Raw genomic sequence first — 18815 nt, 5'->3', positions numbered from 1 at the left:
ATTGTTCAAATGTACGATTCGAACGGCGCGGGTCGGGCGGGGTCGGAGGGGCGTCAGATAAGGTCGTCCGGCGCGTACTGTTCGCGCGTTCGCTCGACTTCCGCGGCGTACTGCTCGCGTTGCTCCGGGTCGTCCACCGTCCCGAGGCTTCCGGGCTTCGCCTCAAGCGCCGCCGTCGTGTCGCGCACGTCGCCGAAACTCGTCAGCGACCGCTCCTTCCGGAGGTACTTCGACCCGTCGGGCGTCGCGTACACGAGGATGATGATGTTCTGTTCGTCGTCGGAGTACGTCCGCTCGACGAGCCACACGCGCTCGGTTTCGACGGATTCGTCGCTCTCACTCACGGGACATCACTTGACGGAACTGACGACCCGGGGACAGATAAGTCGTCCGCGGGCGGGGGCCGCGAGCCGTCACCCGAGGACGCCGAAGCCGAACTGCGGGAGTCCGAACACGGCCGTCCACGTCAGGTGGAGGGCGACGCCGACGGCGACGGCGGGAATCGTGGTGTAGATACTCGCGACGACGGCGGCCGTCTTGTTGATGGCGATGAGGGGAAAGAGGGCGTCGCCGTCCTGACTGATGGCGTTCGCCGCCAGCGCCGAGAACGGAATCGCACCCTCCGCGTAGGCCGCCGAGAGGACGATCTGCGGGCCGCACCCGGGGATGAGTCCGAGGGCCGCGCCCGCCACCGGGGCGAGAACCCCCGCGGCGGCGGCGACGGCGGCGATATCGACGCCCGAGAAGAGGACGGCGTACTCGTAGACGAGGTAGGCGGCGACGACCCAGACGGTGACGAACGACGTCTCCATCGCCGCGTGCGTGAGCGTCTCGGCGGCGCTCTCGAATGAGTTCTCGCCCTCGCCGACGCGCCCGTGGCCGACGTAGCGCCGGCCGACGAAGTAGAGGAACGCCGACAGCGCGGTTCCGACGACGCCGACGAGCGTGAAGACGCCGGCGTACGAGAGGCCGAGCGCCAGCGGAACCTCCGGCGCGCCGCGGAGCAAGTAGAGGACGCCGACGACGAGGGCGACGGCGGCGGCGACCCACCACGTGCCGAGTGCGAGTCGGGACGCGCGCCGTCCGAGCGACGAGTCGCGCGTTGGTCCATCGACGGCGCACCCTTCGGCTTCGGCGTAGTGGTGGACTTGACTCCCGACCGCGGGTGCCGCCACACCCCCGTCCGAGACGGCGGGGCGGAGACTCGCCACCGCGGCGTCGACGCGCGAGACGCCGAGTCCGAACCGGTCGATGCCGTACCCGAAGGCGACGGCGGCGACGAAGGCGATGCCGTAGGCGTACAGCGCCGCCTTCGGGGCGAGAGCCAACAGGACGAACGCCGAGTCGCCCGCGGTGGCGACGAGCGTCGCCACGACGGTGCCGAACGAGACGGTGCCGCGGACGTACAGCGGCATCATCACGATAGCGCCGCCGCACCCCGGCGTCAGTCCCATCAGCGCGCCGACCAGCGGTCCGGCGCGGCGGTTCTCCTCCAACCGACGGACGAGTCGGCCGTCCGTGCGGTACTGCACGTAACTGAAGAGCAGAACCGTCACGGCGACGAACGCGCTCACCTGCACGAAGCCGTCGCGGACGGACGCCGCGAACAGGTCGAACAGTTCAGCCACGCGACCCACCTACGGCGCGCCGTGGCGTTCGAGCCCAGCGTAGAGCAATGTTTTTCATGTCTTACCAGATGTTTAGACGCCTCTAAAAATAAATCTGTGCGTTCGAACGGGGGCGGATTGATTTCGGAAGAATACGTCCGAGACGGGGTCGTCAGCGCTCCTCGGCGGAGAACGAGAAGAGAGGACGGACGGGTTACTCCGTCACGTCCGTGGGTGCGGCGTCGGCGAGTCGGCGCAGTTCCTCGGGGGCGACGGGGAACATCGCGCTCGGCGTCCCCGCCGCGCCCCGACGGTGTCGTACTCAGAGAGGGACTCGTCGAACGGGGCGCGGAGGTCGGTTTCGTGGCAGAACGGCGGGACGCCGCCGATGGACCACCAGACCACCTCGCGTGTCTCCTCGGGGTCGCCCATCGACACGTCGCCCTCGTGGAGTCCGAGGTGGGCCGCGAGCTTCGCCTCGCTCACCCGATTCGCACCGCTGGGGACGACGACGAACTCGCCGTCGCAGTCGAAGACGGGGCTGCTGGCTATCTGCCCGACGTCGCACCCGACGGCGTCGGCGGCGTCACCGGGCTACGTCCGGCGGGCTGACGGGCTCCGCCCGTCAACGTCGGCCGCCGTCTTCGTCCCCTCGGGGAACTCCTCGACGGTCACCTCGAAGTCGTGCCGTTCGGCCGCCTCGGGGGCGAACGTCCTCGCTCCCTGGTGCACACTACCGTGTCGCACGGACCGGGACGAAAAGTGGTTCGCTTCCCGGCGGCCGACTCCGGCCGCCGGGGGTGAGAGACCGCACCGCGAGAGTCGCACGAGAAGCCGTCGTTAGTGGCTGTGGCCCATCGCTTCCGAGAGGGGGACGCCGAAGCGCTCCTCGAAGATGGTCTCCATCTCCTCGTTGAGTTCCGAGAGGTCGGCCGCCGTCTCGCCCTCGCTGTGGTGGACGACGACGTGGGCCTGTTGTGCGAACGCCTGCACTACGAGGTCGCCGACGACGTTCGTCGGTTCCTCTCCCTGTTCGGCGAACACGTCCACGAGACCCTCGGGGAGTTCGATGGATTCGACGTCGCCGTTCGGGCCTTCGATGGTGTAGATTTCGGTATCGACCATACGCTCCGTGGGGCCTCTCGACTTAAGGATGTGTGGGAATCGGAGGTGACCGGTCCGGCGGCGTGAACTACGGGCGGATGTACGCGTACCCCTCGGTCTGCAGGCGCGTCACCTCGACTGCGCCCTCCGGCACCGTCTCGATGCCGCCGACGAGGTCGGACTCCTCTAAGCCCTTCATCTGGAGGGTGTTGCTGCAGGCCTTGAACTCGACGCCGTCGGCGAGGAGGTTCTCGACTTCCTCGCCCTCGTCCTCCTCCGTCGTCACTCGCTCTATCCCGTCCGCCTGCGCGACGACGGCCACCTGGTCGATGGTTCCCGACTCGTCCTCGACGAGGTTTCGAACGATGTTCAGCGCTGTCTGCTGTTCGGCTTCGTCCGCGGAGACGAGGTGGACTACTGTCTTCATGCTAATCGTTCGTCGTCCGGACGCGAGGAAGTTGTCGTGCTTGCAGACTCCGCGAACGTGTTCGGACGGTCAGCCGGCGTCTGCGCTCAGAGGCGGAACGGAACGGGCGGCGCGTAAAACGGACGTTCGGCGGGAAAGCGCCTCAGTCGCCGGATTCGACGGCCGCGGGTGCCTCTTCTTCCTCGGCGCGTCCGTCGCGTTCGAGTTCTTCGAGGTAGTCGTCGGCGTCGAGTGCGGCTTTCACGCCCATGCCGCCCGCAGTCGCGGCCTGCTGGTAGTGGTAGTCCACCACGTCGCCCGCGCCGAAGATGCCGGGGACGTCAGTCGTCGTCTGTCCGCCGTCGGTGCCGCCCTTCGTCTTGACGTACCCCTCCTCGTCGCGTTCGACGCCCGTCCCTTCGAGGTAGTCGGCGTTCGGCGTGTGGCCGATGGCGTAGAACACCGCACCCACGTCGAAGTCGAACTCCTCGGTCTCGGGGTCGTCCAGTTTGTCGGTGGGGTGCCCCTCGGGGTTGCGAACGAGGGTGACGCTCTCGACGCCCTCCTCGGCCGACCCGTGGAGTTCGGTCACCTCGGTGTTGAGCATCAGTTCTATCTCGCCGTCGTCCACCTGCTCTCGGACGCGGTCGATCCAGTAGTCCTCCGCGCGGAACTCCTCGCGGCGGTGGACGAGGTACACCGTCGAGGCGAACTTGGTGAGGAAACTCGCCTCCTCCATCGCGGCGTCGCCGCCGCCGACGACCAGTATCTTCTCGCCGCGGAAGAACGCGCCGTCGCAGGTGGCGCACGTCGAGAGGCCGTAGCCCATGAGTTCGTCCTCGCCGGGGACGCCCAGCGTCCGGGCGGACGCGCCGGAGGCGGCGATGACGGCGTCGGCGGTGTACACGTCGCCGTTGCTCAGCGTCACCGTGAAGGGGCGCTCGTCGGCGTCCACCGATTCGACGATGCCGTGGCGAATCTCCGCGCCGAATCGTTCGGCTTGCTCGCGCATGTTCTGGATGAGTTCCGGCCCGGAGATGCCCTCGGGGAAGCCCGGATAGTTGTCCACCTCGGTGGTGAGCGTCAACTGCCCGCCGGGTTCGTCCCCCTCCAGCACCAGCGGGTCGTTGTTGGACCGCCCGGCGTAGATGGCCGCCGAGAGGCCCGATATGCCCGACCCCGCGATTATCAGTTTCCGGTGTTCAACGAAATCGTCCGCGTCGTCGCTCATGTCTCAGAATTCGAGACTGCCTCCCTTTTAGGTTCCGCTGTCGTGCGCGCGCCGCGGCGCAACCGGTTCGTCAACGTATCGCGCGGGGCCGCACGCCGCGCGCGTACCCGCACTCCGGTCAGACCGCGTCGGTGGCGGGTCCGACCGCCCCCGCGAGGCGCGAGAGCGTCGCGCCCGCGACGAATCCGAGCGACGCGTACGCGAGGCCGACGAGGAGCGACGGACTCGTCGCCGCGAGGAGGAGACTGTTCGGGGCCGCCGAGTGGAGGCCGCCGAAGTGGTACAGGTCGTACCCCACCGCCGGGCAGAGGCCGACGACGACGGAGACGAGGAGGCCGTCGTTGCGGTAAGCGTGCGCCGCCGCGGCGGCGACGGCGAGTCCCGCCACGGGGTAGGGATACCAGACGGCCCCGCCGAGGGCGGAGTGGAGGACCAGTTCGTACGCGGCGAAGACGACGGCGCTGAGGACGGCGGCGAGGCCGACGGCGCGTCGCGACGTGCCGCGTTCCCGACCGAGGAGGAGGGCGTGTAGTGGAGGGCGCATACGGCCCGGTTCTCGTCGCGTCCTAAAGTCGTTCCGTGTGCGTCGCGCGGACGGCGCGAACGGACGGCTTCTTGGTCCGCCGCCGTCCACGGGGAGGTATGCCCGCGGACCTCCACGAGAAAACCGACCGCTACGAGGGGATGTTGGCCGACGCACTCGCGGAGGCGGAACCCGCCGTCCCGGCGGGGACGCCCCTCGGCGACGCCGCCGAGGAGTGCCGCGAGATGGCGCTGTCGTACCTCGAAGACGGGCGGCACTTCCGCGCGGACGACGACTGGGTGAACGCCTTGGCGTCGTTCTCGTACGGCTACGGGTGGCTCGACGCGGGCGTCCGGATGGGCCTGTTCGACGTGCCCGACGACTCGCACCTCTTTACGATGTGAGCAACGGGGCGGGCCGTGGCGTGCGACCGAGCCGTCGCATCCGCACGCAGGTCGTCCCTCCGCGCTCGCTTTCCGTGGCCTCGCTTCGTTCGACCCGCGAACGCCCACAAGAGACTATGGCCCGCGCGACGCCTCTGACGGTATGGCCCGAAAGCGCACCCTCGCCTACGGCGGCCTCGCCGCCACCTCACTCCTCGCCGGTGTCGCCGCGCGAGTCGTCCACGAGAGGCGTTCGACGCCCGCCGTCTCCTACGAGTCGGTCGGAACTATCGACGGCGCGGAGTTGCGACGCTACCCGACGACGACGGTCGTAGAGACGGTCGCCCCCTCCGAGCACCAGGCGTTCGGCAGACTCGTCCGCTACGTCTCGGGGAACAACGACGCCGAAGCCGAACTCACCCCGTTTCCGACCGTCGTGAGCGACGGCGAGACGCGCCGCGCGCCCCCCTCGGAGTCGAAGTCGGCGTCGGACGCCGTCTCCGTGACCGCCTCCGACTCCTCGGGCGGCCCCGTCTCGGTGACTGCGCCCGGCGGGGAGGAGTCCGACGACGACGGCGTTCGGATGGCGTTCTACCTGCCGGAGTCGTACGACTTCGAGTCGGCCCCGCGCCCCTCGGACCCGAAGGTCCGCGTGGTCGAACTCCCGGAGCGAACGCTCGCGGTGACGTCCCTCCCGCGGTGGAGCGTCGGGAACCGCGCCGAACGCGAGGGCGAGAACCTCCTCGCGACGCTTCGAGACGAGAACGAGGACGTTCAGGCCGTCGGCGACCCGTTCGTCCTGCGCTACGACGGCCCGGGCGCGTCGTCGTTCCTCCCGCCGAACGAAGTCGCCGTCGAAGTGCGGCGCGTCGCCTCGACGGGCGCGGCGGACCGGTGACTTGTCCGCCCTGAACCCTCGTAAGAGCCTACCGTCCCGGGGGCTTCTCTATCGTATGGTTCAAAAACGTGCGCTGAAGTGGGGCGGCGTCGCCGTCGCCTCCCTCGCCGCCGGCGTCGCCGCGCGGTCGCTCTACGAGAGTCGCTCCGCGGCGAACGTGTCCTACGAGACGGTGGGTACGCTCGACGACGTGGAGGTGCGACGCTACCCGACGGCGGTGGTCGCCGAAACTGCCGCCCCCTCGGAGCGTCAGGCGTTCGGTCGCCTCTTCCGGTACATCTCCGGGAACAACCGCTCCGACGCGGAACTCTCGATGACGTCCCCCGTCGCAACCGGAGACGCGACGCGCACCGCGCGCGCGCCGGACCGTGACGGCGGGGAACTGGCCGCCGATAGCGCGGGCGAAGAAGTCTCGATGACCGCGCCCGTAGAGACGAGTCGCGGCGCGGACGGCGTCCGGATGGCGTTCTATCTGCCGGAATCGTACGACTACGAGTCTGCACCCCGCCCGGTAGACCCGAACGTCCGCGTGGTCGAACTGCCGGCGCGAACGCTCGCGGTGAAGCGCTTCTCGTGGTGGGCGACGGACCGTCGGGTCGAACGGCAGACCGACGAGTTACGCTCGGACCTCCGCGGCGACGACTCCGGCGTTCGGGTCGTCGGCGACCCCTTCCTCCTCCGCTACGACGCGCCCGGGACGCCGCCGTTCCTCCGCAGGAACGAAGTCGCCGTCGAAGTCAGGCGAGTCTCGTCGGAGTCCCGGTAAGGCCTCACTCGAACCGGAATGCCGGGCCGTCGTCGGAGTCTTGCACCTCGACGCCGAGTGCCGCGAGTTCGTCGCGGAGTTCGTCGGCCCGGCCGTAGTTCCCGGCCTCGCGTTCGGCCTCGCGGACGTCGAGGACGAGTTCCACGAGGTCCTCCGCGACGGAGACGTCGCCGCCCTCGCCGGCGTCGCCGAAGGAGAGGCCGAACACGTCGCCGCCGAGGTCCTCGAACGCCTCGACGGCCTCGCGTAGCGCGCGGTAGTCGTACCGCCCTCGGCCGTCGAGGTGGCGGTTCACCGCGCCCGCGAGTTCGAGGAGGGCGGCCATCGCCTCGCGCACGTTGAAGTCGTCGTTCATCGCCGCGCGGAAGTCGGCTCTCACCTCGCCGACGGACTCGCGGAACTCCTCGTCCGCGACCGTCGCGTAGGCGTCCACGCCGTCGAGGGCGCCGAGAGCGGCGTCGTAGGCTCGTTCGAGTCGGTCCCACCGCTCCTCGGCCTCGGCCATCGCGTCCTCGCTGAACGTCTGCTCGGACCCGTAGGCGGTCGAGAGGTAGAACGTCCGGATCACGTCCGCGCCGAACTCCTCGAGGGCGTCGTTCACGTAGAAGAAGTTACCCAAAGAGGAGGACATCTTGTCGCCCTCCGTCTGCAACAGGCCGACGTGGAGCCAGTAGCGCGCGAACGTCCGCCCCGTCGCCGCCTCGCTCTGGGCCACCTCGTTCTCGTGGTGCGGGAAGACGAGGTCGCGGCCGCCGACGTGGATGTCGATGGTCTCGTCCAAGTGCGTCATCGACATCGCGGAGCACTCGATGTGCCACCCCGGGCGGCCCTCGCCCCACGGCGACGCCCACGTCTCGCCGCACGGTTCGCGGACCGGTCCGAGTTCGTCGGGGCGGTGTTCCGCCACGTCGTCGGGGGAGACGGCCCCCGCCTTCCAGAGGGCGAAGTCCGAGGGGTTGCGCTTCTCGGCGCGTTCGTCCTCGGGGCCTTGGGACTCCATCTCCTCGATTCGCTGGTTCGAGAGCTTGCCGTAGTCGTCGAAGGCGGAGACGTCGAAGTACACCGATCCGTTGGACTCGTAGGCGTAGCCCTTCTCTATCAGCGTCTCGATGAGGTCGATGATCTGGGGGACGTGTTCGGAGACGCGGGGGTACACCTCCGCGCGCTTGAGATTCAGGCCGCGCATGTCGCGGATGACGTTCCCGGTGAAGTGCTCCGCCACGTCGGCCTCGGAGTCGCCCAGTTCGTCGTCGCCGATCCGGGCGGCAATCTTCTCGTTCACGTCGGTGAAGTTCTCGACGTGGTGGACGTCGTACCCCTCGTGTTCCAGCCATCGGTGCATCACGTCGGCGTGCATCCACAGGCGGGCGTGCCCGAGGTGCGCGTCGTCCGAGACCGTAAGCCCGCAGACGTAGAGCAACACATCGTCGTCTGTTCGTGGCTCGAACTCCTCGCGTTCGCCCGTCAGGGTGTTGGTCACGGACAGCGTCATCGTGGCGGATTTGTCTGCGTTCGGTGTTGAATCCGTCGGAAGCGTCGCCGACTGAAAGGAGGCGACGAAGAAGCGAACGGGGAGCGAAGCGACCCGTGAGCGAGCGAGACCGAAGGGAGAATGCGGAGAGTAAGACCGAAGAGAGACGCCCGCTACCGAACGACTTCGTGAAGCGACTCCTCGACGAGTCGGAGCGCAGTCGCGCCCTGCCGGCGCGGGACGACCACGACGAGTTCGCCGTCGGCGACGCCCGCGGCGTCCACGAGAACGTCTTCGGCCGCGAGGCGGTCCACGGCCGCGGAGAGGGCGCGCGCGTCCACGTCGCCCGTGGCGATGAGAGCGGTCATCGGCCCCTCCGCGGCGACCATCTCGACGCCGCCGACGGTCACCACCCGGTCGTCGTCCGGCGAGGCCTCCACGTCCTCGCCCGCGAGGCCGACGCCGCTTCGCATGCGCACCGTCGCGTCGCGGTCCTCCGTCGTCAGGTCGGGCAGGTCGTCGGCGAACCGTCGCAGGGCCGTCGCCACGGAGTCCGTGTCGCCCTCCACGTCGAGCGATTCGGCGGCGGCGGTGTAGTTGACGACGCCCGCGCGGAGGGCCGAAAGGAGGTAGGGACGCTCTCGCACGGCGTCGCGCGTCTCGGCGGCGAGTGACATAGGAGGGAGGTGGCGAGACGGGATGAAAAATCCCGTGGCGGCCGTCGGCCGGCGGGCGGCGAATCCTTGGTCAATGATGAAGGGACACCGAACTTCGGCTTCCGTTTCGACAAAATTCCTTTCGGAGATGCGAAGTCCCTAAGGGGACGGTGTCGTAATTTACTCGTATGCAAGCGCTGGTCATCGTGGCGCACGGGTCGCATCTCAACCCGGACTCGCGCGCGCCGACCGAGAATCACGCCGACACCATCCGCGCGGCGGGAGCGTTCGACGAGGTGAAGACCGGATTCTGGAAGGAGGAACCCCACCTGCGGGAGGTCCTCCGGACGGTCGAGTCCGACGAGGTGTACGTCGTCCCCCTGTTCATCAGCGAGGGGTACTTCACCGAACAGGTCATCCCGCGGGAACTCCGCCTCGACGGGTGGGACGTCTCCCAGTGGGAGTCCGACGGCTTGAACGCCGACACGGCGACGTTGGAAGCCGAGGACACCGGGCAGACGGTCCACTACTGCGGCCCCGTCGGCACGCACGAGGCGATGACGGACGTTCTCGTCCGCCGCGCCGAGACGGTGACGGGCGACCCGGACGTGGGCGAGGGCTTCGGTCTGGCCGTCGTCGGCCACGGCACCGAACGCAACGAGAACTCCGCGAAGGCCATCGAGTACCACGCCCGCCGCGTCCGCGAGATGGACCGCTTCGACGAGGTGCAGGCCCTCTACATGGATGAGGAACCGGAGGTGGACGACGTGACGGACTACTTCGACTCCGAGGACGTGGTGGTCGTCCCCCTGTTCGTCGCCGACGGGTTCCACACGCAGGAGGACATCCCCGAGGACATGGGCCTCACCGACGACTACCGCACCGGGTACGACGTGCCCGCCGAGGTGGACGGCCACCGCATCTGGTACGCCGGCGCGGTGGGGACCGAGGGCCTGATGGCCGACGTCATCCTCGAACGCGCCGCGGACGCCGGCGCGGACGTTGGCGCCGCCATCGATGCAGTGCGCGAACGCACCCGCGAGACGCGGACGGCGGGGGATTGACCGTGCGCGACTCGCAGTTCGAGGCGCTACTGGACGCCGTCGAGTCCGGCCCCGTCGAGTTCGACGGCCTCTCCGTCGCCGAGAGCGACGGCGAGTACGACCTCGAAACGCCGGAGTCGTCCTATCACGGCCTTTCGGAGTCCGAACTCCGCGAGGCGGCCGCGGACGCCGCGGCGTACGTGACGAACTGGTACTACTGGGAGCGAACGGTCGGCGCGGGGCGGCACCGCCGCGCGTTCCTCCGGTGGTCGGAGGGCGCGGGCGACCACTCGGTCCCCGAACGGTACGACGCCCTCGAAGGCGGCGTCGCCGTCGAGTGGGGGCAACTCGCCGTCTCCGTCGAACTCGGCTCCGACGGCGAACGGCGGTACGACGTCCGCCACGTCGAGGACGTCGGCGCGCCCCTCTCGGAACTCGACGTCTACGAGGACCCGTTGGACCTCCGCGGGGTGACGACGTACGACGAACGCGGCCGGTACCGACCGCTGAAGACGGCACCCACGCTCGTCTCCGGGTGGGCGCTTCCGGACGTAGACGGGCGTGACGCCGTCGAAGCCGTCGATACCGTCTACCCGGCGACGGTGGCCAACTGGAACCTCGAACGCGAGGGCGAACTCGACGTGAACCACTGGCGGGAGACCGCCGAACGCCAGACGGGCATCTACGATATCATCGACGAACTCCCCCGGGAGGCCGTCGAGTGGGTCGCCGAGACGTGCTGCGTCGACTCGCAGTGTCTCAGGCGGCGCGAGTGGGAGTACGAGGAGGGCGACGAACTCGACGCCGACGGGGGTGACGGACCGTTCCCGTGCCGCGAGCCCTGTTCGCTCGTCGTCGCCGCTGCGCGGCAGTGGACGAAGTTGGAGCGAGAGGAGACGCGGACGTACGAGTTCGAGCTCACGCCCTCCGAGAAGGAGCAACTCGAGGACGTCGTGGACGCCGTCGCCGACGGCCGCACCGAGGAGATTCGGGAAGCCGACGTGTACGAGGGGGCGAACCGGTACCGCGCGCGCTACCTGCGCGCCAAGCGGTTCGACGAGGAAGGTAACCTCTCGGGCACGCCCACGCACCCCGACGAGGACGGCGAGGCCGACCCCGCCCACGGCGACGACTGAAGCGGGGAGGTCGATTCCCCCGAGGCGGTCACCGCCGGACGTTCGAGAGGGTCTCCGCCGACTCGGACCGACACAGCGTCGTCTCGACGAGTTTCTCGACGCCGGCGCGGACGCGTTTCGAGACGGCCTGCGGACTGACGCCCAGTTCCTCCGCGAGTTCGCCGAGCGACACCCGACTGGGCGTCTCGAAGTACCCCCGGCGGGCGGCCAGCGCAACCGCCTCGCGTTGCTTCTCCGTGAGTCGGTTCTCGCCGAGCGACGGCGACACCGCGGAGCGGATGCGGTCTATCTCGACGTCGGAACCGGCCTCGCACACCGTCGACTTCAGCGCCTGCAGCGCATCGTACGACGGGAAGCGCGCCTCGATGTGGATGCCGTGCACCGTCCGCGTCGATTTCAGCACGGTGATGTCGTTGTCGCGGAAGAACGGGAACAGCATCATCCACTCGTCCGGCACCGGTTCGGTGACGATTCGGTAGAGGCGGCGGTCCCCCGCGTCGGCCAGCGTCTTGAACTCGCCGACCGTCGGGTCGTTCGCCAACGCGAGTTCGTGCTCGTCGAGGTCGCAGCCCGACATCCAGCAGAAGAACACGTAGCGCCGGTCCCCGGGCTCGTCTTCGACGTAGTGGTAGTTTTCGAGCGTGCTGTGCGCGTCCGGAACCGCGTCGAACGTCGCCTGAAACAGCGGGGGGTCACTGATCGTAACCGTCGCGACGAAACTCACTGGGCTGGAAACGGCCCGACGACGTATGAACGCTATTCATAAAATAGATACAATCTCATAGACTAACCTATCTAACGGCGGCCGAATCGACCGGTCAGCGGATGAGAAACGCCGTCGCGACGAGCATCGCCCCGAGGACGACGCCGACGCCGAGGACGAGTGCCGTGCTCTCGACGGTGGTGACGACGACGGCAGCGACGAGGAGGGAGACGCCGACGAGGCCGAGGAACGGGACGGTGGTCCGCGAGGGGACGGAGACCGCCTCCCGGAGTTCGTCGAGGGTGGAGGGCTCCGGTTCTCTCCGCGGCGGTCGGGAGAACTCCTCGTCCACCTCGACTTCGGAGTTCGCCGCCGCCTCGGGGTCGATAGTCACGCGGACGTGCGCTTCCTCCGCGCCGTACCCGGTGACGACCCGGAGCGTCCCCGTTATCGGTTCCTCGGGCGCGGAGACGCCGACTCGGACGCGTTGCGTCCCGCCCTCCTCGACGTAGTGGTTGCCGCTTTCGAGTCGCGCCGCGGCGGAGAGCGTATCGTCGAGATGGACGTGTACGTGGACCGCCGCGCCCGCGTTGTCGAGGACGACCACGAACGGGCCGTCGGCCTCGAACGCGGCCGGCGCGGTGATGGTGTGGATGCCCTCTCCGTTCAGTTCGACTCTCAGCGACTCCGACACGGTGTGTCCCTCTCGGCGTGTAGTGAAAAACGTTCAGGTCCGACTAGTCGTCTCGCATATCCGGCGGCAGCAGATTCGGGATGCCGTCCTCGATGGGGTAGACCTCTCCGGTGACCGTCCCGACGAGACGCCCTTCGAGTATCTCGTCGCCGTCGCGTTCGTCGACCTCCAGTTCGAGGTCGCTCTTGTCGAGGGGGTCACAGAGGATGTCCATCAGGGATTCCTTCATCGTGCGACGGATGGACGGGGTGAAACAAAAGGGTACGGATTCTTCGATTCGGCGGGAGGCAGGGGAACTCCCTCCCGGCGGCGGACCCCCGGCCGGACGCGACGAACCGACGGAGAAAGCATTTACACTCGCGTTCGGAGTCGGAAACATGACCGGTCTCCCGCGCCGAACCGCCCTCCAACTCGCGGGGACGTCGTTCGCCGGCGCACTCGCGGGGTGCGTCGGAGGCACCGCATCCTCGGCGTTCGAATCACCCGCGAACGGATTCGGGGCCACGCCCGTCGAGTGGACGCGGACGTACGAGAACGCCCACTCCGACATCGGCCGTTCGCTCGTCGAAACGCCGTCGGGGTTCGCCTTCTACGGCGAGACGACGACGTTCGAGACGGAGGAGACGGCCGAACAGAGCGACGCGTGGTTCGTCGCGACGTCGCCCGCGGGGGAGGAACGGGCGAACCGTGCTCTCGGGGGCGACGGTATCGAGGAGGGCATCGACATCGTCGCCGACGGGGACGGCTTCGCCCTCCTCGGGTGGACGAGCAGTTTCGGCGCCGGAGAGAGCGACTTCTGGCTCGTCTCGGTCGATTCGAACGGCGACGAACGGCGGTCGAACACCTACGGCGGCGAACGGTACGACTACCCGAGCGCGCTCCTCCGAACGGACGACGGCGGGTTCCTCCTCGGGGGACGCACGGGAACCGACCCGGACGGTGCGTGGGTGGTCAAAACGGACGATTCGGGAACCGCGGAGTGGCACAGACGCTACAAGTACTCGGGGAGCGACGTCGCCTCGGCGGTGCAGACGGCCGACGGCGGCTACGTGCTGGTCGGGACGACCCGGACGTCGTCGGAGACGGCCTACGCGTGGGCGAAGAAACTCGACGCCGACGGGGACGTGGGGTGGACGAGATCGTTCCGAACCGACGACGGGAACCAGAGCGTGCACGCGGTCGAATCCGCGGCCGACGGCGGCGTCCTCGTCTCCGGGGGGACGGTGTTCTTCGCCCGGCGGACGTCGAGAGCGTGGGCGCGGAAACTGGATTCGTCCGGGGACACCGTGTGGAAGGCGACCGACGCGGACCGGTACCGTACGCGGGTGATGGCCGACGACGAGGGCGGTTCCGTCACCGCGACGAGCGAAGACGGCGGCGTCGTCCTCGTCGAACGGGACGAACGCGGCGAGGAACGGCGGCGTCGGCGGGTTTCGGTCGAGTTCGACCTCCTCAGAGACGCCGCACTCACCGCCGACGGCGGCGCGGCACTCCTCGGAACGAAGAACGTCGGATCGCTCGGAGACTACGGTCTCACCGACGCGGTTCTCGTGAAAATCGAAGCGGAGTGAGCGGTCGAACGGACCGGCTTACCGCTCGAAGGGGTTGACGAGTTCGACGGTTTCGGCGCGGTCCGGGCCGACGCCGACGGCGTAGACGGGCACTCCCATCTCCTCGGTGAGGTAGTTGAGGTACGTCCGAGCGTTCTCGGGGATGGCGTCGTAGCCCTCCTCCGCGACGGCGGTCCAGTCGACTTCCGGCCACGGTTCGAACTCGCGGAGGGTCGGTTCGCACTCCGCCCACCGTTCGGTCGTCGCGGGCATCGTCAGCAGTTCCTCGCCGTCTAGCTCGTAGGAGTGGCCCACCTTCACCTCGTCCAGTCCCGCGAGGACGTCGAGGTGGTTGACGGCGATGCCGGTGAACCCGCTGACGCGCGCGGCGTGGCGGAGCATCGGCATGTCGAGCCACCCGATGCGGCGCGGGCGGCCGGTGACGGTGCCGAACTCGCCGCCCTTCTCGCGGATGTCGTCGGCGAGTTCCTCCTCGCGTTCGTCGTCTTTCAGTTCGGTGGGCATGGGCCCTTCGCCGACCCGCGAGAGGTACGCCTTGACGATGCCGACGACTTCGCCCCGCCCGACGACGGTCGGACCGACGCCGGTGCCCGTGGACGCGCCGCCGGCGGTCGGGTTCGAGGACGTCACGTACGGGTAGCTTCCGTGGTCGATGTCGATGAGCGTCCCCTGTGCGCCCTCGAACATCACCCGCTCGCCGGCCTCGCGGCGTTCGGCGAGGAAGTCGCCGCAGTTGACGGTCATGTTCTCGTCTTCGAGGCGTTCGCCGACTTCGACGAACTCCTCGAAGAGGGCCTCGACGTCGCACTCCTCGCCCGCTTCGAGGCCGTACACGTCCTCGATGAGAGCGCGTTTCTGCGGGACGACGTACTCCAATCGCTGCCGGAGCACGTCGGGGTCGAGGAGGTCGCCGACGCGGATGCCGCGGCGTCCCACCTTGTCTTCGTACGTCGGACCGATGCCTCGACCGGTCGTCCCGACGGTCATGTCCGAGTCGGCCTTCGCCTCCTCTTCGATACCGTCGAGGCGGCGGTGGTACGGCATGATGACGTGCGCGCGGCGCGCGAGGCGGACGTCGGGGTCGAGTCCGCGGTCGCGAAGCGAATCTATCTCCGAGAAGAGCGTCCGCGGGTTGATGACGCACCCGTTGCCGAGGACGCCGACCTTCCCCCGAACCGCACCGCTCGGGACGAGCGACAGTTTGTACTCGTTTCCGTCTTCGACGACGGTGTGGCCGGCGTTGTCCCCGCCCTGATAGCGGACGACGACGTCGGCGTCTCCACCCCAGAGGTCGACGAGCGCGCCCTTGCCCTCGTCGCCGAGTTGGGAGCCGACGATTGTGACGGTCATAGTCGGCGGTTCATCCCCCCCGATTAAACCGATTACGGTCCTCCACCGAGAGATATGCACGAACACGTAACGCAATCGGAACCGAACGGCGACGCTACGCACTCTTGTGCATTATCCCCGCGAGAGACGTACCCAAACCGTTATCTACATCTCACCCGAAACGAGAGTCATCGCCTGCGGTCGTATCGAGTAACTGGAGAGGGCAACTTTTAAAACCTGCAAAGACAAGTTAACAAATGCCATGATAGACCGACTTGAGAAGGAAGTGGACATGTTGGAGCGGCACCTGCAGGTTCTGAAGATGGTCATCGAAAGCGAACCGATCGGTATCGTGAAGATGTCCAACGAGACGGGCTACCCGCACCACAAGGTTCGCTACTCCCTCCGCGTCCTCGAAGAGGAGAACCTTATCGAACCGTCGAGCCAAGGCGCCATCACGACGGAGCGTACGGCCGAGTTCGTCGACGAACTCGACGAGAAGCTCGACGAGATAGTCGACAAGCTGGACTCGATGAAAATCGAGGAAGCGGCCGAGATAGAGGGCTAACGCGAACTTCTGCCGAACGGAGTGCGCCGTGCGACGCCTCCGTACAGCGACTGCGCCGCCGTCGCCGCTCCTCTCTCTTTTCGGCGACGCCGGCACCTCGCACGCCGCGTAGGACTAACCGCCGACGACCGAAGCCGCGGACGAGAGCGACCGCTCCGTGGCTCTACGCGACAACACTTCACCGAGAGTAGCGGCCGCGCTACGCGACCCGACAGACCGCGAAAAAGGGCCGTCTCGCCGACTCAGAGGTCGGGGACGTTCACGTGGAACTCGTTGTTCCGCGCCTCGACGAGACAGAGGTGAAAGCCCTGCTTGCGCGAGAGCTTCACGAACGACTTGCGCTTCGACCGCGAGAGGAACCCGCCGCCCGTCTCCTCGGAGACGGCTTCGAGCGCTTCGGGGTCGAAGAACGACTCGGTGACGTAGAACGCCGTCGAGAAGGCGTCGTCGCCCTCGGCGACGGTGCGGGCGTTCTTGACGAGAGAGCCGACCATCGCCTGCGTCGTCGCGTTCCGCGACGTGTTCATGTCTGCGACGAACAGGGGGTCGCCCATCTGGTCGCGGAAGATGACGTCGAAGTCCCGTTCCTCGACGCCCTCCTCGGTTTCGACGCCGACGGTGCCGCGGAGTTCGACGCGGTCTATCCTCGGGATGGCGTCGAACAGTTCGCGCAGCGGGTTTCGGTTGCCCGTCTCGCCGATTTCGTACAGGAGGTCGGTGACGACCCACTTCGCGAAGCCGTACTCGGTGCTCTCGTGGAGGAACTCCGCGTACGGTTCGCCCTCGACGCCGAGTCCCTCGGTGTCGAACGTCGTGTGGTGTTCGAGGCGGAGGTTGTCGTTGACCTCCTCGCGCGTCACCTCGCCCCGGTGGGCGCGTTCCAGCGTCGCCTCGCCCTTCCGGTTGTAGCGGACGAACAGGTTCGTCCCCGAGAGCGCCTGCTTCGGCGACATCGACTCCTCGGCGACGAAGCCGCCGGATTGGGCTTCGAGTCGCTCCGTCAGACGCTCGACTTCGGCTTCGAGCTCTTCGACCCGCGCCTCCAGTTCTTCGGCCCGGCGTCGCTGTTCGTCGCGTTCCTCCTTCAGGCTGTCCCGCTCTGCTTCGAGCACCTCGCGCCGCGCCTGCGCCGCTTCGAGTTTCTGCGTCAGCGCTTCGGCGGACGAGGAGTCCGACGACTCGCCCCCGCTCTCAGCCGACGACGACTTTGAGACGCTCTCGGACGGCCCCTCGCGCTTCGACGCGGGCGCCGAAGACGACGAACTGCGGGAGCGCGACACCGACTGCTTGTTCTGACGCCGGCGCTTCTGCGCCGCCTGTTGGCCGCCGCCCTTCGACCGCGCGCGCGACTTCGTCGCCGCCTCGGACCCGTTCTGCGTGCTCGACTCGGAGGGGTCGAGCGAGGGGATAGAGCGCGCTTCGCGCCACTTCTCCTCCGCGGAGAAGGGGTCTCTGTCCGACCCCGACGAACCGTCGGCGCTCTCGTCGGACGACGAACGCCGTCGTTGCGTCCGTTCGGCGGCGCGCCGCCGTCGGTCGCCGCTCTCGTCGGCCGAACCGGGGGCTCCGCCGGACTCGCTCCCCGAACTCGGGGGCGTCCGAGCGTCCGCGTCGGCGGTCGTTCCCGCGTCCGCATCGGCCGCCGTGTCCGCCGCATCCGCCGCGTCCACAGTCTCCGTCGGCGACGCGGGGTCGGCGGCCGTCGGCGACTCCGCCGGCGTCGGGTCGGCCTCCGCGGGCGAGTCGTCCGCCGCCGCGTCGGCGTCGGTAACGTCGCCGGGCGTCGGTTCGTCGGGCGACTCCTCGTCCGCGACGTCGGACACGTCGGGCGCGGGCGTCGCGGCGTCGTCGCTCTCCGGTTCGTCGTCGGCGGAGACGTCCGCCTCGATCTCCGGGAGTTCGACGATATCGACGTCGGCCTCCTTCACCTCGTAGATGCCCACCTCGTCGTTCGCCTTCTCGAACGCCTCGTCGCCGGTGACGAGGCGGCGACTGCTGCCGACGAACGCCGCGCTCATCGACTTGCCGCCGTGGTAGACGACGTAGTAGTCCCCCGAGAGGACGTTCTCGCTCAGTTCGATGTACCCCGTGAACCCGCCCGCCGAGAGCGTCGAGTCGGCGTCCTTGAGGGGCGTCTCGTTCGTGTAGTACTTCGCTCGCGTCTCGCCGCCTGTCTCCATCATGGGGAAGAGGAGCGGAAGCGACGTGTCCGGCGCGCGGTACGCCGTCAGGTCGGCGTCCTCGAAGTCCTCGATACTCCCGTCGAAGACGCCGATGACGCGTCCGTTCAGCACGAACGCCCACGTCATCCCCGTCGAAACGGCCCCGGTGAAATCGCCGTCGGCGAGGCGGTGAAGTCCCTCGTACCCGCCGTCTACGGAGACCGCGTCCCACTCGGTCACCGAGTCGATGATTTGGCTATCCATTTGTCGGTATATCACAGAATGTGAATCAAATACTTTCCGGAGGATTTCGCCTCCGAACCCGCGATTCACGTCGGACGAGCGTCATATCGGGCGATGGTGATGCGTCGGGGGCGCACAGCCGCAGCTGGTCGCTCGTCCGGAAAACCGCACGACTCCTCCGCCGTCGGACGCATTTCGGAGGAATACGTGACGAAGATCTGAGAGGTGTTCCCCCGCCGCGAACGACCGCCGAACCGCGCGCGACAGACCGCCGCGCGCCGGAGTGCGCGGCGAGGGGTACGGCGTCCTCGGGTTGCATCT

General features: G+C 68.2%; 20 protein-coding genes and 1 pseudogene. 7 read left to right on the top strand and 14 right to left on the bottom strand.

Features of this window, described 5'->3' with window-relative positions:
• Nucleotides 1-53: 53 nt before the first annotated feature.
• The 7 genes and pseudogenes from ACFQEV_RS13600 to ACFQEV_RS13570 all read right to left on the bottom strand — a co-directional run bounded on the left by ACFQEV_RS13600 (nucleotide 54) and on the right by ACFQEV_RS13570 (nucleotide 4892).
• Nucleotides 54-344, bottom strand: a complete 291-nt coding sequence (locus tag ACFQEV_RS13600) for a DUF7967 family protein (RefSeq protein WP_379696975.1) — start codon at nucleotides 342-344, stop codon at nucleotides 54-56.
• A 69-nt stretch (nucleotides 345-413) separates the two neighbouring features.
• Entirely contained in the window at nucleotides 414-1628 is a 1215-nt protein-coding gene (locus tag ACFQEV_RS13595) for a putative manganese transporter (protein WP_379696973.1), read from the bottom strand.
• 193 nt (nucleotides 1629-1821) lie between these two features.
• Nucleotides 1822-2339 (bottom strand): annotated as a pseudogene (locus tag ACFQEV_RS13590) (YbaK/EbsC family protein).
• A gap of 108 nt (nucleotides 2340-2447) precedes the next feature.
• Nucleotides 2448-2732, bottom strand: a complete 285-nt coding sequence (locus tag ACFQEV_RS13585) for a DUF7545 family protein (protein WP_379696970.1) — start codon at nucleotides 2730-2732, stop codon at nucleotides 2448-2450.
• Nucleotides 2733-2799: 67 nt separating this feature from the next.
• Nucleotides 2800-3138: a DsrE family protein gene (locus ACFQEV_RS13580; protein WP_379696968.1), complete on the bottom strand. Its 339-nt coding sequence runs from the start codon at nucleotides 3136-3138 to the stop codon at nucleotides 2800-2802.
• Between the two features lie 142 nt (nucleotides 3139-3280).
• The gene (locus ACFQEV_RS13575) at nucleotides 3281-4348 is read right to left on the bottom strand and encodes an NAD(P)/FAD-dependent oxidoreductase (protein ID WP_379696966.1); all 1068 of its coding nucleotides are present in this window, start codon (nucleotides 4346-4348) and stop codon (nucleotides 3281-3283) included.
• Between the two features lie 118 nt (nucleotides 4349-4466).
• The gene (locus ACFQEV_RS13570) at nucleotides 4467-4892 is read right to left on the bottom strand and encodes a hypothetical protein (protein ID WP_379696964.1); all 426 of its coding nucleotides are present in this window, start codon (nucleotides 4890-4892) and stop codon (nucleotides 4467-4469) included.
• Between the two features lie 98 nt (nucleotides 4893-4990).
• On the opposite strand from ACFQEV_RS13570, the gene ACFQEV_RS13565 reads away from it, so the two are divergent.
• The 3 genes from ACFQEV_RS13565 (at nucleotide 4991) to ACFQEV_RS13555 (ending at nucleotide 6918) form a co-directional block, all read left to right on the top strand.
• Nucleotides 4991-5275: a DUF357 domain-containing protein gene (locus ACFQEV_RS13565; protein WP_379696962.1), complete on the top strand. Its 285-nt coding sequence runs from the start codon at nucleotides 4991-4993 to the stop codon at nucleotides 5273-5275.
• Nucleotides 5276-5417: 142 nt separating this feature from the next.
• The gene (locus ACFQEV_RS13560; RefSeq protein ID WP_379696960.1) at nucleotides 5418-6152 is read left to right on the top strand and encodes an SOUL family heme-binding protein; all 735 of its coding nucleotides are present in this window, start codon (nucleotides 5418-5420) and stop codon (nucleotides 6150-6152) included.
• 55 nt (nucleotides 6153-6207) lie between these two features.
• Nucleotides 6208-6918 (top strand): SOUL family heme-binding protein, encoded by a 711-nt coding sequence (locus ACFQEV_RS13555; protein ID WP_379696958.1) that lies wholly within the window; start codon nucleotides 6208-6210, stop codon nucleotides 6916-6918.
• 4 nt (nucleotides 6919-6922) lie between these two features.
• On the opposite strand, the gene cysS is transcribed toward ACFQEV_RS13555, so the two are convergent.
• Complete coding sequence (gene cysS, locus ACFQEV_RS13550; RefSeq protein WP_379696956.1) at nucleotides 6923-8410, bottom strand: cysteine--tRNA ligase; 1488 nt, start codon at nucleotides 8408-8410, stop codon at nucleotides 6923-6925.
• Between the two features lie 152 nt (nucleotides 8411-8562).
• Entirely contained in the window at nucleotides 8563-9066 is a 504-nt protein-coding gene (locus tag ACFQEV_RS13545; RefSeq protein ID WP_379696954.1) for a DUF7523 family protein, read from the bottom strand.
• A 167-nt stretch (nucleotides 9067-9233) separates the two neighbouring features.
• Between ACFQEV_RS13545 and ACFQEV_RS13540 the strand changes: the two genes are divergently transcribed.
• Complete coding sequence (locus ACFQEV_RS13540; protein WP_379696951.1) at nucleotides 9234-10109, top strand: CbiX/SirB N-terminal domain-containing protein; 876 nt, start codon at nucleotides 9234-9236, stop codon at nucleotides 10107-10109.
• The gene (locus ACFQEV_RS13535; protein ID WP_379696949.1) at nucleotides 10106-11224 is read left to right on the top strand and encodes a DR2241 family protein; all 1119 of its coding nucleotides are present in this window, start codon (nucleotides 10106-10108) and stop codon (nucleotides 11222-11224) included. Before ACFQEV_RS13540 ends, ACFQEV_RS13535 begins: the two co-directional genes overlap by 4 nt.
• A gap of 28 nt (nucleotides 11225-11252) precedes the next feature.
• Here the strand turns inward: ACFQEV_RS13535 and ACFQEV_RS13530 are convergent, their stop codons facing one another.
• The 3 genes from ACFQEV_RS13530 to ACFQEV_RS13520 form a co-directional block, all read right to left on the bottom strand.
• Nucleotides 11253-11948, bottom strand: a complete 696-nt coding sequence (locus ACFQEV_RS13530; RefSeq protein WP_379696947.1) for a helix-turn-helix domain-containing protein — start codon at nucleotides 11946-11948, stop codon at nucleotides 11253-11255.
• Nucleotides 11949-12042: 94 nt separating this feature from the next.
• Complete coding sequence (locus ACFQEV_RS13525) at nucleotides 12043-12621, bottom strand: DUF7524 family protein (protein ID WP_379696945.1); 579 nt, start codon at nucleotides 12619-12621, stop codon at nucleotides 12043-12045.
• A gap of 43 nt (nucleotides 12622-12664) precedes the next feature.
• Nucleotides 12665-12850, bottom strand: a complete 186-nt coding sequence (locus ACFQEV_RS13520; protein WP_092536263.1) for a methytransferase partner Trm112 — start codon at nucleotides 12848-12850, stop codon at nucleotides 12665-12667.
• A gap of 148 nt (nucleotides 12851-12998) precedes the next feature.
• On the opposite strand from ACFQEV_RS13520, the gene ACFQEV_RS13515 reads away from it, so the two are divergent.
• Nucleotides 12999-14192: a hypothetical protein gene (locus tag ACFQEV_RS13515; RefSeq protein WP_379696942.1), complete on the top strand. Its 1194-nt coding sequence runs from the start codon at nucleotides 12999-13001 to the stop codon at nucleotides 14190-14192.
• A gap of 18 nt (nucleotides 14193-14210) precedes the next feature.
• Here the strand turns inward: ACFQEV_RS13515 and ACFQEV_RS13510 are convergent, their stop codons facing one another.
• Nucleotides 14211-15542 (bottom strand): adenylosuccinate synthase, encoded by a 1332-nt coding sequence (locus ACFQEV_RS13510; protein ID WP_379696940.1) that lies wholly within the window; start codon nucleotides 15540-15542, stop codon nucleotides 14211-14213.
• Nucleotides 15543-15783: 241 nt separating this feature from the next.
• Between ACFQEV_RS13510 and ACFQEV_RS13505 the strand changes: the two genes are divergently transcribed.
• On the top strand, nucleotides 15784-16089 hold the full coding sequence (locus ACFQEV_RS13505) for a hypothetical protein (protein WP_092536257.1): 306 nt from the start codon (nucleotides 15784-15786) through the stop codon (nucleotides 16087-16089).
• Between the two features lie 242 nt (nucleotides 16090-16331).
• Here the strand turns inward: ACFQEV_RS13505 and ACFQEV_RS13500 are convergent, their stop codons facing one another.
• Entirely contained in the window at nucleotides 16332-18515 is a 2184-nt protein-coding gene (locus ACFQEV_RS13500) for a DUF7527 domain-containing protein (RefSeq protein ID WP_379696938.1), read from the bottom strand.
• Between the last annotated feature and the right edge of the window lie 300 nt (nucleotides 18516-18815).

This window comes from Halopelagius fulvigenes (assembly GCF_042662625.1).
GTDB classification, from domain to species: Archaea; Halobacteriota; Halobacteria; order Halobacteriales; family Haloferacaceae; genus Halopelagius; species Halopelagius fulvigenes.
The sequence above is the reverse complement of the archived record's forward strand: the minus strand, read 5'-3'. Positions and strand labels throughout refer to the sequence as shown.

Bases quoted from the DNA above. Each gene is read 5' to 3' on its own strand.
- ACFQEV_RS13585 (WP_379696970.1), bottom strand. From the start codon at position 2,732: ATGGTCGATACCGAAATCTACACCATCGAAGGCCCGAACGGCGACGTC.
- ACFQEV_RS13515 (WP_379696942.1), top strand. From the start codon at position 12,999: ATGACCGGTCTCCCGCGCCGAACCGCCCTCCAACTCGCGGGGACGTCG.
- ACFQEV_RS13560 (WP_379696960.1), top strand. From the start codon at position 5,418: ATGGCCCGAAAGCGCACCCTCGCCTACGGCGGCCTCGCCGCCACCTCA.
- ACFQEV_RS13500 (WP_379696938.1), bottom strand. From the start codon at position 18,515: ATGGATAGCCAAATCATCGACTCGGTGACCGAGTGGGACGCGGTCTCC.
- ACFQEV_RS13575 (WP_379696966.1), bottom strand. From the start codon at position 4,348: ATGAGCGACGACGCGGACGATTTCGTTGAACACCGGAAACTGATAATC.
- ACFQEV_RS13510 (WP_379696940.1), bottom strand. From the start codon at position 15,542: ATGACCGTCACAATCGTCGGCTCCCAACTCGGCGACGAGGGCAAGGGC.
- ACFQEV_RS13565 (WP_379696962.1), top strand. From the start codon at position 4,991: ATGCCCGCGGACCTCCACGAGAAAACCGACCGCTACGAGGGGATGTTG.
- ACFQEV_RS13520 (WP_092536263.1), bottom strand. From the start codon at position 12,850: ATGAAGGAATCCCTGATGGACATCCTCTGTGACCCCCTCGACAAGAGC.
- ACFQEV_RS13540 (WP_379696951.1), top strand. From the start codon at position 9,234: ATGCAAGCGCTGGTCATCGTGGCGCACGGGTCGCATCTCAACCCGGAC.
- ACFQEV_RS13555 (WP_379696958.1), top strand. From the start codon at position 6,208: ATGGTTCAAAAACGTGCGCTGAAGTGGGGCGGCGTCGCCGTCGCCTCC.
- ACFQEV_RS13580 (WP_379696968.1), bottom strand. From the start codon at position 3,138: ATGAAGACAGTAGTCCACCTCGTCTCCGCGGACGAAGCCGAACAGCAG.
- ACFQEV_RS13545 (WP_379696954.1), bottom strand. From the start codon at position 9,066: ATGTCACTCGCCGCCGAGACGCGCGACGCCGTGCGAGAGCGTCCCTAC.
- ACFQEV_RS13570 (WP_379696964.1), bottom strand. From the start codon at position 4,892: ATGCGCCCTCCACTACACGCCCTCCTCCTCGGTCGGGAACGCGGCACG.
- ACFQEV_RS13505 (WP_092536257.1), top strand. From the start codon at position 15,784: ATGATAGACCGACTTGAGAAGGAAGTGGACATGTTGGAGCGGCACCTG.
- cysS (WP_379696956.1), bottom strand. From the start codon at position 8,410: ATGACGCTGTCCGTGACCAACACCCTGACGGGCGAACGCGAGGAGTTC.